At 50.2% G+C, this 14369-nt stretch carries 9 protein-coding genes; 3 read left to right on the top strand and 6 right to left on the bottom strand.

All coding sequences use genetic code 11. From position 1 onward, the window contains the following. Positions 1–72 precede the first annotated feature (72 nt). The 4 genes from HGH92_RS22440 to HGH92_RS22425 form a co-directional block, all read right to left on the bottom strand. A complete protein-coding gene (locus HGH92_RS22440) occupies positions 73–3444 on the bottom strand; it encodes a DUF1080 domain-containing protein (protein WP_168872978.1) in 3372 nt (1123 codons plus the stop codon). Positions 3445–3508: 64 nt separating this feature from the next. Then, complete coding sequence (locus HGH92_RS22435) at positions 3509–4780, bottom strand: Gfo/Idh/MocA family oxidoreductase (RefSeq protein ID WP_168872977.1); 1272 nt, start codon at positions 4778–4780, stop codon at positions 3509–3511. Between the two features lie 457 nt (positions 4781–5237). Beyond that, positions 5238–6104 (bottom strand): ROK family protein, encoded by an 867-nt coding sequence (locus HGH92_RS22430; protein WP_168872976.1) that lies wholly within the window; start codon positions 6102–6104, stop codon positions 5238–5240. A gap of 674 nt (positions 6105–6778) precedes the next feature. Then, the gene (locus HGH92_RS22425) at positions 6779–9178 is read right to left on the bottom strand and encodes an ABC transporter permease (RefSeq protein ID WP_168872975.1); all 2400 of its coding nucleotides are present in this window, start codon (positions 9176–9178) and stop codon (positions 6779–6781) included. Between the two features lie 768 nt (positions 9179–9946). Here HGH92_RS22425 and HGH92_RS22420 point away from each other — a divergent pair. Continuing rightward, complete coding sequence (locus HGH92_RS22420; protein WP_168872974.1) at positions 9947–11884, top strand: SPFH domain-containing protein; 1938 nt, start codon at positions 9947–9949, stop codon at positions 11882–11884. Positions 11885–11982: 98 nt separating this feature from the next. Here HGH92_RS22420 and HGH92_RS22415 read toward each other — a convergent pair whose 3' ends face one another. Continuing rightward, positions 11983–12369, bottom strand: coding sequence for a DoxX family protein (locus HGH92_RS22415; protein ID WP_168872973.1), 387 nt, complete (start codon positions 12367–12369; stop codon positions 11983–11985). Positions 12370–12506: 137 nt separating this feature from the next. On the opposite strand from HGH92_RS22415, the gene HGH92_RS22410 reads away from it, so the two are divergent. After that, entirely contained in the window at positions 12507–12890 is a 384-nt protein-coding gene (locus tag HGH92_RS22410) for a winged helix-turn-helix transcriptional regulator (RefSeq protein ID WP_168872972.1), read from the top strand. Here HGH92_RS22410 and HGH92_RS22405 read toward each other — a convergent pair. Continuing rightward, positions 12887–13774 carry an NAD(P)-dependent oxidoreductase gene (locus HGH92_RS22405; protein WP_168872971.1) on the bottom strand — a complete coding sequence of 296 codons (888 nt, stop codon included), beginning with the start codon at positions 13772–13774 and terminating at the stop codon, positions 12887–12889. The two genes, HGH92_RS22410 and HGH92_RS22405, sit on opposite strands and share 4 nt — an antisense overlap. Before the next feature lie 162 nt (positions 13775–13936). Between HGH92_RS22405 and HGH92_RS22400 the strand changes: the two genes are divergently transcribed. Beyond that, positions 13937–14287: a hypothetical protein gene (locus tag HGH92_RS22400; RefSeq protein ID WP_168872970.1), complete on the top strand. Its 351-nt coding sequence runs from the start codon at positions 13937–13939 to the stop codon at positions 14285–14287. The last annotated feature ends 82 nt before the right edge of the window (positions 14288–14369 follow it).

Genomic DNA, 14369 nt, shown 5'->3' with positions numbered 1-14369 from the left:
CATCTTCATGTGAGCAATAAAAAGCGCCGGCTGAAATTCAGCCGGCGCTTCACAAATCGTGTAGTATAAATACTACAGTTCTTTCACCCTGATATTACGGAAACGGACAATAGATCCATGTCCCAGGAAACCGATATGGCCGGTTTCATTTTTCAGGCCGGGATGGTTTTTATGGTCCAGTGTGCCTTTTTCACGGGCTTCAGCGATATCGCCATCAAGGATAACGGTACCGTTGAGGATGACTTTGATATGAGTACCGTCTACGATAGCCTCTTCATAGTTCCACTCTCCCACTGGTTTGAGGAAACCTCTTTTAGCGGGGATCACTCCATACACGGAGCCATGGTATTGGTAGATATTCAGGTCTTTGTAGATATCTGCTTCGTTGTCCAGGATTTGTAATTCCATGCCCTGGTAAGCGGCGTCGCCGGTCAGCGGGGCACGAACGCCCAGACCGTTGTTGGCGCCGGGAGTAAGCTGGAATTCAAAACGGAAAGAGAAGTTCTTGTATTCTTTCTTCGTGTAGAGGTTACCGTGACCACCATTGGTAGGATAGATCACCAGGTCACCTTCATCGATCACATAGTCTTTGGTATTGCCGGTCCATTCATGCATGTTGGTGCCATCGAACAATACCTTGTAGCCTGCTTTCTTTTCCTCGTCGCTCAGCACGAAAGGTTTCACGCGGGGCAGTTCTTTGATGTACAGGTTACGGTAAGCCACGTAAGTACCATGTGCCTGCAGTTCGATCTGGTCTTCCGCGGAGATGGGCAGATTGCGGTCCCAGTAGTTTTCCAGGATGGTATTGTCTGTCACCAGCTGACCGTTGAGATAAACGGTCACGCGGTCACCTTTCATAATGATGCGGAAGTGGTTCCACTCGCCGATGGCGTTATCGGCCAGTTTCAGCGGTTTGCTTTCGTTCTGCTGGTTGTTGTACAGGCCACCGGAGCCTACCTGTGCGCCCACGTCAGTACGGGAAGTGTCCCATATCTGTACCTGCGGCGTACCTCTGAGATAGATACCAGCGTCGCCGTTGGGTGTAATTTTCCAGTCCACCAGCATTTCAAAGTCGCCGTATTTTTTATCAGTGCAGAGGTTGTCACCCTGACCGTTGAAAATAAGCAGGCCGTCTTTTACGGACCAGCCTTTGCGCATGGTCTCGTTGGCTTTCTCCTGTGCTTTACTCAGTGTTTTAGCGTCCATTTTAGCGCGGGCGACAGGATTTTCCACCAGTCCTTTCCAGCCGCTGAGGTCTTTGCCATTGAACATAGATACGAAGCCGTCGCCTGCAGGCATTTCCGCGAGGTATTTGCGGATGGACTGGCGCTGGTAGTCGGCGTCGCCGCCTTTCAGCGCAGCAGCAGCTTTGTCGAGCAGCTGACGTACCGTATTGCCGTTATAGGTTTTGTTGGCCAGCGCGATGTTCATCACCGCCATGGCAGCTTCCTGTTGAACGGCTGCGTTATCGAGGTATTCACCTGCCAACAGTAAGGCCGGGAAAGTTTTGCATTGTTCCAGTGCCGTCAGCGCCTGTTTTTGCACTGCGTCAGAAGGATTCAGCTCCAGCGCGTTGCGCAGCATTAATACTTTCTGGTCAGCGGTGTATCCCGATTTTTTAGTCAGGCCGATATAGCCATTCAGTGCTTTTTCGCGATAGGCGCTGTTGGCGGCGTCACGGGCTATTTTCAGCAGTGCCGGTGCGGCAGAAGCGTCTTTCCAGTCGGAGAGCGCAGCCACGGCTGCATTTTTCGTAGCATCGTCGCCGTTAGCAAAGGCAGTCATCACCGGCTCCAGGGCCGCAGGCTGACCGATGCCTGCCAGCACGCCAAGATAGCGCGACTGATTGGCAGCAGACGCTTGTTTCATCTGCGCCATTACATCACTGCTGGTGGCACCGGCGTTGATGAGGGCAGTCTGGATATTGCTGATCTCCTGTGGAGCGCTGGCGTTATTGAGCAGGGAGAAGAGCGCAGGCAGGTTGTTTTTACCGGCAACGTCTTTCAGTGCTGCGAAGGCGGCAGCTTTCACGTCAGCATTGCTGCTGGCGGCCAGCGGCAACACATCGTTTACGCGGTTGTCTGCCTTGCGGGCGGCGAGCACTTCGAGCAGCGCTGTTTGTGCGGGAGCAGGCATGGTGGCCAGCGCGGCGCCGGCCTGTTGGGTGACTTCTTCTCCAGGTATCAGGCGCAGGGCTTTTTTCACCGCGTTGATATCTGCAGCTGAACCGGTCTTCATGATGCCCAGCAGCGTTGGCAGCGTCGAAGCCCCACCAATGCGGGCGGCGGCAGCGATAGCAGCCAGTCTCACTGCATCGTTGCTGTTTTTGGTGAGGGCGGTAATGGCGGGCAATGCGGAAGTCACTTTATTTTCGCCCAGCATGTTGATGATGGCCGCCTTGGTATTGTCAGTCGCTTTTTTCAGTTGCGCCTGCCAGGTGAGTGACGAAGCACTGGCAAACGGAGCGGCGAACTTCAGGGCAGCATCGCGGTATTCATCGTTTTTATCAGCGACAGCCTGATTGATCCAGGGCTGGCTTTTTTCACCGAGAATATCGACCAGCAGTTTGAGGCCGGCAGTACGGGTATGTACCTGTCCGTCGGCGGTGCATTGTTTCACCAGGGCTTCCGCGATTTTTTGTGCGGCGGCTTTATTGCCGTTGGCTGCCAGTTGATTGGCATAGTAGAGGTAAGAGGAAGTAGCGTCTGTAACATCGTAGGAATAACCGGCTTTGGCGGCAGCGTTGCCCAATGCAGCAGCAGATGCCGGGTCGGCGATCTGGGCGAGGGCGTACTGTGCCACTTTCACCAGTTTTTTGTCGCTGCTGTTCAGTTCAGCGTTGATAGCCGGTACCGCTGCGGTATAACGGGCATCGCCCAACGCTTCTGTGAGGGTGATGCGGTTAGCAGCATTGGCAGTAGCAAGGGCGCCGAGTAATGTCTTCTGAGCAGCTGTTGTGTTGATCTTCACCAGCACGCGGGCGGCAGGGTCGCAGAAGCGGTCTGTTGCCAGCAGGGGCAGCAGTGTGCTTACCGCGTCGTTGTCACCGGTGGTTTGCAGTTGTGTGATCAGGAACACTTTGTTTTCCGGGTCTGTAGCTTTGGCGATAGCCTTACAGAAAGCAGCTGCTGCTTCTTTCCGTTTGGCTTCCTTACCAGGTTGTGTAACGTAATAGGCGTAACCGGCGAGGGCGTATTGCAGCTGGGTATTATCACCTTTTCCTTCAGGCACCAGCATACCGGCGATGGTCACTACGCCTTCTTCGCCGAGGGCGCTGATGGCTTCCATATTGGTATTGAACTGTCCTTTATTGGGAGCAGGCATAAGGGCCAGCACATCGGCGATTTTGGTATTGAACGCGCGCTGGTCTGACGGCCCCTGTGCGATGGCCAGGCTGTTCCAGCCAACCACCAGTGCAGTAAGTATGTATGCGATCTTTTTCATGTGTTCATTTTCTTGTTGGAGACAATTACTATTTAGTCATTCTAATATTTAAATATTGAAATGACTAAATGGTCCAGGGGCCGCGCATGGGCTGGAATATCAGGGCATTGGCGCCGGCGTCATCGATAAACTCCTGTTTCACCGGATCAAATTTGAGGGAGCGGTTCAGGCGAAGCGCTATTTTGCCCATGTTCACCAGGGTGCAGGAACGGTGGCCATTCTCTTCGTTGAGCGCAAATTTTTTCCTGTTCTTCACAGCGTCCACAAAGTCGGTCTGTTGCGGCAGCGGGTCAGGGAATGCGGCCAGTTTTTTCTCCAGGTCTGGTATATCGGATTTGAAGCCGGGGTACAGCTTACCTTTTGGTCCTTCGATGTAGGCGGCTTTTTCGTCTTTGCCTTCGCCATCCAGGATGATCTGGCATCCGTCGGCGTAGGTGTAGGTGATCCTTCTCCAGGTGCCTACCGCGTCGGGATGCTGTTGTGGCGCGTCTATTTCCACGCTGACCGGGCTGGTATCGTCTTTACCGAGGAAATATTGTACCGGGTCGAGGTAGTGCTGGCCCATATCGCCGAGGCCACCACCATCATAGTCCCAGTAGCCGCGGAAGGTCTGGTGTACGCGGTGGGGGTTATAGGGGCGGAACGGTGCGGGCCCGAGCCACATATCATAGTCCAGTTCTTTGGGAACGGCTACTGTTTCCAGATTGGTTTTACCCACCCAGAAAAATTTCCAGTCGAAGCCGGTATGTTTGCTGACGGTGACTTTCAGCGGCCAGCCAAGCAGTCCGCTTTCCACCAGTTTTTTGATTGGTTTGACCGTTGTTCCCATGCCATAGAAGCGGTCTTCAAAGCGGAACCAGGTATTGAGACGGAAGATGCGGCCATGTTGCTGTACCGCTTCCACGAGGCGTTTACCTTCGCCGATGGTGGCCGTCATGGGTTTTTCGCACCAGATATCTTTGCCTGCACGGGCGGCGTCGGCAGCGATAATTCCGTGCCAGTGCGGCGGAGTGGCAACGTGGACGATGTCCACTTCAGGGAGGGTAATGACTTCACGGTAGTCGGAGAAAGTTTTGACGCCTTTGTCGCCGAGCTGGTCCATGGCCAGTTTGAGGTGATTGCGGTCCACGTCGCAGATCGCTACCACGCGGGTGCCGGCATAGCCGAAGTGGCCGCGGCCCATGCCGCCGGTGCCGATCACGGCTTTGGTCAGCTGATCGCTGGGTGCCAGATAGCCACGTCCCAGCACATGCCTTGGAACAATCGTGAATGCAGCAAGCGCTCCCAGGGAATTTTTAAGGAACGCCCGCCTTGAATCGCTGTTTTGTTTTGCCATATATATGTTTGATTGAATACGTGTACGTGTATTGATCTCCGTTAGTTCACTGGATAATTATTCACTGTAAAAAACAAGTTCCTGGTTGATGTTTGGGTAAGATAGAAAGTCGGTAGGGCAATTGCAAGCGGAGCGGCTGAAAATAGTGATAAACGGCAAAAGGAGGACGTTAGCCATGGAGGATGGCCTGCGCAGCTATATATAAAGCAAAATGAAGCCCGGCGCGGACATGGTTGTCTGAATACCGGCTTTTTATATTGGATTTAGGGAGATGAAAAAGCCCGCCATTTTTTTTATGGTCTTTAGGGAGAAATTTATGCAGATGCCCTGCCACAAAGCGTATCAGATACGCTTATTGCTCCCGGAAAGGGCTTTTTCATCTACCGCGGGGGCTACTGACAGCAGGAGGCATAACTCACCTCACCATAAGCAAACCCATCAATCATCATTAAATATATTATTCGTACCAGATGCTGGCAGCGCCGAGGATAGCGGCTTGTTCGCCGAGAGAGGCAACCAGCAATGGCAAATGGTAGTTGTGTTTCGCCAGTTCACGTGTGACAGCAGGAAAGAACAGGTCTGCAGCCTGTGCAATATTACCTCCGATAACGATGGCTTCCGGTGATTCATCACGGATAAAACCGGTCAGGAAGGTCGCCAGATTAAAGGCGAATTCGTCGAATATCTGCTGAACAGTAGCGTCTGTATGAATATAGGTGGTCAGTTCTTTTACGTCTTTCACTGTTTTACCAGTCAGTTCCTGGTATCTTTTCACAAACCAGCGGGTTGACAGGTAGTCTTCTGCGATGCCATCGCGGTAGGGTGTGCACCAGCGGTCAGCATCCTGTGCCAGGCCGCCGTGGAAAGTTGCGGAGCCGAGGCCGGTGCCGAGGGTGAGGCCAATCACATGCTGATAATTGCGTCCCGCGCCACTAAACACTTCTCCCTGCAGGAAACAACCTGCGTCATTGATAAAACGTATCCTGGATGGGTCCAGCTCCAATTTGGCCGCCAGCATATTCTTTACGTTGAGATCATAGAGCGCGTCATACTTATGCTGGTCTTTCATCCGGCTGATACCCAGCTCATAGTCAAAAGGACCGGGCATACCAATACCAATGTACCGGTCGCCGGCAGGTGTATCCTTAAAAGCGTCATTGATCACGACCGCCCATGCGTCAATTATTTCGGCTGCGCTGCCCTGTGAGTCGACGCGCGTACGGTGCCAGGAATCCGTATCAATTGTTCTTTTTTCCAGGTTCACCAATGCTGCTGTGATATGAGACCCGCCGATATCAATTCCTAATGCCATGGAACTTTTCATAAACAGTTTTAAAAGTATAAAAGGCTAAATCGTTTTAGCTTCGACAAATATAAGATTGTTTGGTTGACAATGTCAAATAAATCGTTTTAGCAAAGAGAAAATATGAGTCTCAATATAGTCTCTTTTTTGAAAATGCAAAAAGAAAAATATCAATCCTGCGGCCGGCCCGGGCAGAATTACCTGTCAAATTATCCCGGACTGCGCCAACAGTACTGCAAACGATTGCTTAAATGTCATTTGCCACTCCTGCTCAAGCGCTGCGAAAACATTCTAAATATCGGTTTATACCTTCGGGTCCAACATGTGAGAGAACATTCCAAACATCGATTTATACCTTCGGGCTCAACGTGTGAGAGAACATTCCAAACATCGATTTATACCTTCGGGCTCAACGTGTGAGAAAACATTCCAAATGTTGGTTTGCTTCCCGGCCTCAACAGCAGTCCCCTTCTGATATACCTCAAAGCCGCTACCGTACATCACTGGCCTGAAACACCAGACCATTGCACGCAAAACCCGCATTTTTATTCCGATAATGACACCCGGGTATTAAAGCCCAACACGACAAAAGTTTCTCGTCCGCTATACCAATAATATGTCATAACGCTGAAACAGTAACGGCCGGAGCACACACTCTCTGAGGGCTCCGGCCGTCGACGGTTGACGCAGCCTGATTACTCCGCCTTGAGACTCTTCACCGGGTTCACTACCGCCGCTTTCACCGCTTGGTAGCCGACAGTCAGCCACGCAATCACCTCCGCACTGAGAATAGTCAGTAAAAATATACCGACACCAATATTTATCCGGTAGGCAAAATGCTGCAACCATTGATGCATGAAATAATAAGCCAGCGGCGCAGCAATTAAAAACGCGATGCCTATCAGCAACGTGAACTCTTTGGAGAACAGGTAAACGATGTTGATGACAGATGCGCCCAATACTTTCCTGATGCCCACTTCTTTGGTACGCTGTACTGCCATAAATGACACAAAGCCATACAAGCCAAGACAGGAAATAAAAATGGCAATGCCTGCAAATATCTTGTACAACTGCGAGAGCTGGCTTTCCCGCTTGTAAAAGCTGGCAATCTTATCATCGAGGAACTGGTATTCGTATATAAAATCAGGACTGGCCCCGGTCCAAATCCGCTCAATGGCGGCCAGGGTTTGCCCCATATGCCCGGCTTCCATCTTGATATTGATTAGGCGGTATGTTGTTTTGTATGAGGCAAGCACCATCGGCATCATTTCATCCTTCAGCGACTGCCCGTTAAAATTTTTCACGACCCCTACCACCGGCGCCTTTATAGCGCCATCCCAAAAGTCAATTTTTTTCCCAAGAACATCTTCAGGATTCTTAAAGCCTAATTTCTTCACCATCATCTCGTTGATCACAAACCCGCCGACAGTGTCGGCCTGGTTATAAGGCGCTCCTGCGATGAAACGGATATTATACGTTTTAAAATAGTCAGCATCCGCCCATTTCAGGTCCGTCATGAAGCCCGATTTTTTTAAAGCGTTATCAAACCTGAAATCACTTTGCCAACTGGCCAGGTCCATTGGACTGAAAGCACTTAAACTCACGCTTTTAACACCGGCCTGTTGTTGCAGCCGGGCCTTTAATGTCTCCATTTTTGCCTGACGGGCCGTGTCGTTGGGGATAGGTACCATTACAATGGCGTCTTTATCAAAACCCATGTCTGTATGCTGGAAAAAATCCATTTGACTGACAACAATGAATGTCCCAATGATCAAAGCCTGTGCAATGGCAAACTGGAAAACCACCAGTCCCCTTCTCAGGGAAAGTCCCCCGGTAGCCCTGTTGGTAAACTTACTTTTCAGCGCGGTGACAGGATTAAATCCGGACAAGACAATCGCAGGATAAATACCCGACAAAAGCGTAACAGCAATGGTGATGCTAAAAAGAAACGCCACCAAAGAAAGATCAGGCTGTATTTTTAGCGGTGTTTGCAGAAGATTGTTAAGCAATGGTATTACGAGCAACGCTATTAAAACAGCTATCGCTACCGAAATAAGCGTGATCAGAAATGTTTCACTCAGAAACTGTATGATCAGTTGCGCCCTGCTGCCTCCCAAAACCTTCCTGACACCAATTTCCTTGGACCGGCCTACGATCTGGGCTGTAGACAGATTGATAAAGTTTATGCATGCAATCAACAACAGGAACAAACCTATTGAACTGAGCGCGGTAATCAGTTCCCTGCTGAAAGTGGCTCCGCTGTAGGTCCCAAACGCACTCTCATAGTGGATATTACTTAACGGCTGCAATAAATACCCCTGATTGCTATATTCAGGAGGCGTGTGTTTTTTTACAAATTCTTTCAGGTTATCATCAAAATGTGGCACTGTCATATTCCGGGGAAGTACGACAAAAGTATTTAACGATCCATCCTGGCTGACCCAGTCATTAGCGATATCCTCCTGCCCGGCGTTTTTAAAGGAAAAAACCACTTGCACGGGAAAATCTGTGTTAGCCGGGATATTTTTCAGAATGCCTGTTACTTTGCAAACCTGGCTGTTATCATACCTGATGAATTGCCCAAGGGCCGCATGCCAGTCTCCAAAGTATTTTTCCGCAATAGCCTGCGTAAGCACCACTGTGTTGGGTTCTGACAGGGCGGTCTTTGCGTCTCCGGACAGGAAAGGAAAATTAAAAATGTCAAACAGCTGCGGTTCGGCGAAGAATATATTTTCCTTGAACTTTTTCGTAGTGCCGTGGGAGTTATCGTTTACCACTGCTACCTGTTTCCCCTTTCTTTCATAGATGCGTGCCACCTGTTCCAGCTGAGGATAATCAAGCCGCAATGCTTCCGCCACCGGAAAAGCGCTGCCCATGGAATAGTTTATACCAGCCGGCGTTTGGGTTGCCGACACTACCCTGTAAATGCGGTCCCTGTTGTGATGAAAATTGTCAAAGCTGGTTTCATATCGAATCAATATAAAAATAAGCAGACAAGCAGCAATGCCCACTGCTAACCCGATCGTGTTAATTACAGCATATGACCTATGGCTGCGTAATTTTTGCCAGGCTGTTTTCAGGTAATTTTTAAACATAACAGGTGCAATGTTAAGTGTTAAGCTAAAGAACGTTCCCCAAAAGCCAATAAAAATGCCACTTACTTATTATACTAAAAATCAATATAATAGAAATATAAAAAATAGTAACCTGTGCGTTTTTGGTACACCGGACGTTCATTTACAAATAACTCTTATTCCCTATCACCGGAAAGTCAGTCAACCAACATCAATTCCGGCCGCAACGTTTTTCGATTACAAAGGCCAGGAGCATAGCCGCTTTACAAGAAGCGCCCGGACATCGCCAACAAAAGACCGACACCTAAAACATCCGGCGTGACCTTATATATCCGGAAGCCTCATCCGCTGTAACCCGCAGTAAATAAGGGAAAAATATATTTCACCGCTCTTTTTTGAAAATTTCATCAATAAAATCACCCTTTTTTGCAACCGTGAAAAAAACAAGGCCACTGCGTCCATCATTTTATCAATCCGTTTAATCGCCTGTCAGCAGGGCATTTTGACGGATGAAAAATTATATCCATTTTTACATCCTCAATCAACATCACGATGGCACTCCGTCAATTCCTGTTCAGCATTAACCTGACAGACTACATAGCGACCAACTTCAACACTTCTCCCCCAACCTGCTAAACTATTTTTCGGGCAACTGACCGGCTGTTTAACGGCGTTTTATATCGCCGAATGACTATTGCTGTACCACTGTATTTTCTGTGCCGTTATGGCATCGCCGTGCCTTGTCTGTAATCTTCATACGCACATACCTAAACATCTAATACCAACAACATGGAAAACACCCCTGTATTAAAATGGGCATTGCTCATTGGCCTGCCTATTCTATGCCTGATTATGTACAAAGTCATTCTTCGTATATTCTTCGGCGTTGTCATTGTCCCTGAAGACCGTATTGGTCTCGTAACGAAAAAATTTGTGCTGTTTGGTAAACAGGAACTGCCTGAAGGGCGCATCCTGGCCACTCAGGGCGAAGCCGGCTTTCAGGCGCAAACACTGGCCCCCGGCGTATATTTCTGGAAATGGATGTGGCAATACGCCATCACCTTTCAGCCTTTTACCATTATTCCCACCGGTAAAATAGGACTGGTGCTGGCAAAAGACGGCGCAGAACTACCTACCGGCTCGATCCTCGCCCGCAAAGTCAGCTGTGACATGTTCCAGGACACCGTGGCCTTCCTCGAAAACGGCGGCTGCAAAGGCCGGCAGACAGGTATTATGACACCCGGCTCTTACCGTATCAACACATTCATCTTTGAGGTGGAAATCACTGATATGGTGTCCATCCCGGAAAATGCCGTCGGTATTGTGACCACGCTGGAAGGGAAAGCCCTCGAGGTCGGCGCGATCGCCGGTAAAACCATCCCGCAGCACAACAACTTCCAGGATGTGGACGCTTTCCTCGAAAAAGGCGGCTATAAAGGATTACAAGAGCAAGTCATCCTCGCAGGTTCCTATTTTATCAACCCCTGGTTCGCTAAAATGGAGATCGTTCGCATGACGGAAATAGCCATCGGCCACGTAGGCGTCGTGATCTCTTTCGTGGGCAGCGACGGTGTAGACATCAGCGGCGTTGAATTCAAACACGGCAACATCGTGGCGAAAGGCACCAAAGGCGTATGGGCTGAACCGTTAGGTCCTGGTAAATATCCGATCAACCCGTACATCATGAAAGTGGAACTGGTGCCTACCACCAACCTGGTGCTCAACTGGGCCTCCGCCAGAAGCGAAGCGCACCAGCTCGACAAAAACCTCTCCACCATCACTGTACGGAGCAAGGACGGTTTTACTTTCAACCTTGATGTATCACAAATCATTCACATCCCTACTACGGAAGCACCGAAAGTGATTGCCCGCTTTGGTAATATGAGCAACCTCGTCACACAGGTACTGGAACCCACCATCGGCAACTACTTCCGCAACTCCGCCCAGGGCGCTGACGTGATCAGTTTCCTGACCAGCCGTAAGGAAAGGCAGAACGCAGCTAAAGAACACATTGGTCAGGTGCTGGACCAGTACAACGTCTTCGGTGTAGACACCCTTATCGGCGACATCGTGCCACCAGAAAGCCTGATGAAAACACTGACCGACCGTAAAATTGCGGAAGAACAAAAAGTAACCTACGAAACACAGCGCCAGGCACAGGAAACACGGCAGTCGCTCGAAAAGGAAACAGCGGTGGCAGAAATGCAGAAAGAGATCGTGAAGGCAGACCAGGGCGTGCTCATCGCGGAAAGAATCGCAGACGCCTCTGTGAAAAAAGCCACCGGTGACGCCAACAGCGTACGCCTGCAGGCCACCGCGGAAAGCGACAGGATGAAACTGCTGGCCAGTGGTGAAGCCGAGAAAGTAAGGCTCCTTGCCAAAGCCGATGCAGACCGCACCGAATGGACAGCCAAAGCGGAAGCGGAAAAAATATCCCTTACCGGTAAAGCGGAAGCGGAAAAAATCCTCGCTATCGGCCAGTCCAGCGCCGAATCCTATAAACTCGCGGTGGAAGCCATGGGCGGAGAAAACTTCACCCGGTTAAAAGTGATGGAAGCTATTGGCAACCAACATATCCGCATCATGCCGGATGTGCTGATTGGTGGCGGTGAAGGCGCTAACGGCCCTATCAGCGGACTGCTGGGACTGAAATTACTGGAAGAGATATCCAACAAACAAACGACGATAGCCAATGCTTCTCCTTCCGCCGATTCAGAAACCAAATAAAGCTATCGTCCCTATACCCACTTTCACCATTCATGTTACCCTGAATTTCAAAAAAAGGCTGTCTCGCAGGAGACAGCCTTTCATTTTGATATAAATAATTATGATTTATTGTCTATACTCAGTGGCCCGGCGCCGAAGTAAGCGATCAGCAGTGCACTGCCTATAAGTGCCACATTTTTCATAAACATGGCCATCTGCATCTGTGCTGCCATTGGATCAGGTATACCCCAGAATTTGTGCATGGCAAATGTGACCGGCACCAGGAATATCACGACCAGCCATGCCCCGATTTTGGCCTTATAGCCCAGCAATACGCTCAGGCCGCCTACCAGCGAAAGTAACCCCGCCAACCGGACCATAATGTTAGCTGCCGGTACGCCGGAAGCTGCTGCATAGTCGGCGCCGGCGCCGCCAACGTGATTGATACCTGACATTACAAAGATGAGCGCAAACAGGATACGCCCCAACAGTGGAACAATTTTCATAGTGAACAGTTTTATGATATACAAACGTATAGATATTCAATAATGTTTTATAGTAGAGTTACCGGAAGGAAAGCACTATCCTGTGGGATAGCGTTCCGTGAAATCGTATATTTATGATCAGAAACAAACCAGTATCTATGCGGAAAGAAAACTCAACGAATGCGATCAATGAACGGATACTCAATGGCTTATGCCAGACAGCCCATACCCTTTCCGTGATTGGCGGAAGATGGAAACCGACCATCCTCTGGCGATTGCTGGAAGGCAAAATGCGTTACCATGAACTGAAAAAATCTATATCTGGTATATCTGAGAGAGTGCTGGTGCTGCAGTTAAGAGAGCTGGAAAATGATCAGCTGATAAAACGGATTATTTATCCGGAAGTGCCGCCCCGCGTGGAATATGAATTAACCCCACTGGGACGGTCACTCGAAAGTTTGTTGGAGCATATGTGCACCTGGGGCGAAATGCACCGGAACACCACCCGTCAGGCAGGGGAACTGGCAGTCAGCAAAAACTAGCTCTTCAGGCCGGCATCTTCCAGCGCACCCATTGCCAGGGCGGTCCAGTCAGCATCTTTTACGTCCCGCGCTACCACGGTCATGAGCCGGGACTGTACCAGCTGGGCCAGTGGCATCGGGGTATGAGAACGGGTAGCAGTCTGCAATACCAGGTTCATGTCTTTTAATCCCAGCGGAGCGCTGAAAGCCGGATTACCTACATACGTACGGTCTATCACCATGCTGCCATAACCACGGAAAATGGGCGTCGCAAACAAGGTGGTGGTCAGCATTTCATAAGCCACTTTCGGGTCTACGCCGTTTTTCTCTCCCAAAGCAAAAGCTTCCGCCATCATTTCGATAGCCCCGGCAATCATAAAGTTGCCCATCAGCTTCAGCACATTGGCACTTCCCACATCTTCCCCCAAATCAAAAATATTTTTGGCAAAGCCGGCTTCCAGTAAAGGTCTTATCCTTTCTTTAGCGGCCGCAGGACCGGATATCACCGAATTGCCCACCTTCGCCGCCGCCGCTTCCGGACGGGCAAACACCGGCGCCGCCACATAGGTAACACCCTGCTTCTGGTGATGTGCTGCCAGTACACGGGAAGTATCCGGCGAAATAGTGCTCATCGATACGTGAATACCGCCATGACCGAGGGCCTGTAATAACTCATCCCCCGCCACGCTCTCTACCGCCTTGTCGTCGGCCACCAGGCTGATCACAATACCTCCCGGCACCGCCGCCGCCGCCGGGCTGCTCACCAGCTCCGCCCCCAGCGCTTCCAGTGGCAGCGCCTTCTCACGGGTACGGTTGTATACTTTTACTTTATAGCCTGCTTTTAACAGGTTGGTCACGATCGGCGTTCCCAGATTACCGGCACCGATAAATCCAATGGTTTCCATGCTTTTGTAAGATTTGTAGGGGAAAGTTATCGATAATTGTTAACTTAAACGATAACCCGTTAAATGCCCTTTGCCTTGAAACATATATTGCTGTTACTACTATGCTGCTTTTGCGTGCTCACGCACGGATTTTGTCAATCAGCCAGTGGTCTGCCCACGTCGATGACTAACCGAAATCCCGATCAGACCGCCATCCGGAAAACAATAACGGACGAGGTAAAATCAGAACGGCCTCCCACCCCTGTAGTGACAGGGCTCCCTCGTAACCCGGGAGACACCACCAGGAAATGGACCGGTTGCAGATGCCTCAGCAGCTACGCTGCAACACTGCCACTCATTATTCTGGATGGCAAAGTATATGAAGGCACACTGGAATCCATCGACGCCGCAACCATTGCCCAGATCCTCATCCTAAAAGAGGTCACCGCCAAGGCACTTTACGGCACAAAGGCCGCCGCCGGAGCCATCGTAATTCAATCATCCACTAAAAAAACACCTGCGCAACGGCAATAACCTGCTGCCGCTTTTTAGTAATACCATAACGTCAACGATTAAACGACTCCCTGCGATCACGCTACAGTCTACCGAAACGGTC

The organism is Chitinophaga varians (assembly GCF_012641275.1).
GTDB lineage: Bacteria > Bacteroidota > Bacteroidia > Chitinophagales > Chitinophagaceae > Chitinophaga > Chitinophaga varians_A.
This window is presented reverse-complemented; position numbering and strand designations above follow the sequence as displayed.

Bases quoted from the DNA above. Each gene is read 5' to 3' on its own strand.
- HGH92_RS22425 (WP_168872975.1), bottom strand. From the start codon at position 9,178: ATGTTTAAAAATTACCTGAAAACAGCCTGGCAAAAATTACGCAGCCAT.
- HGH92_RS22440 (WP_168872978.1), bottom strand. From the start codon at position 3,444: ATGAAAAAGATCGCATACATACTTACTGCACTGGTGGTTGGCTGGAAC.
- HGH92_RS22405 (WP_168872971.1), bottom strand. From the start codon at position 13,774: ATGGAAACCATTGGATTTATCGGTGCCGGTAATCTGGGAACGCCGATC.
- HGH92_RS22415 (WP_168872973.1), bottom strand. From the start codon at position 12,369: ATGAAAATTGTTCCACTGTTGGGGCGTATCCTGTTTGCGCTCATCTTT.
- HGH92_RS22435 (WP_168872977.1), bottom strand. From the start codon at position 4,780: ATGGCAAAACAAAACAGCGATTCAAGGCGGGCGTTCCTTAAAAATTCC.
- HGH92_RS22410 (WP_168872972.1), top strand. From the start codon at position 12,507: ATGCGGAAAGAAAACTCAACGAATGCGATCAATGAACGGATACTCAAT.
- HGH92_RS22400 (WP_168872970.1), top strand. From the start codon at position 13,937: ATGACTAACCGAAATCCCGATCAGACCGCCATCCGGAAAACAATAACG.
- HGH92_RS22420 (WP_168872974.1), top strand. From the start codon at position 9,947: ATGGAAAACACCCCTGTATTAAAATGGGCATTGCTCATTGGCCTGCCT.
- HGH92_RS22430 (WP_168872976.1), bottom strand. From the start codon at position 6,104: ATGAAAAGTTCCATGGCATTAGGAATTGATATCGGCGGGTCTCATATC.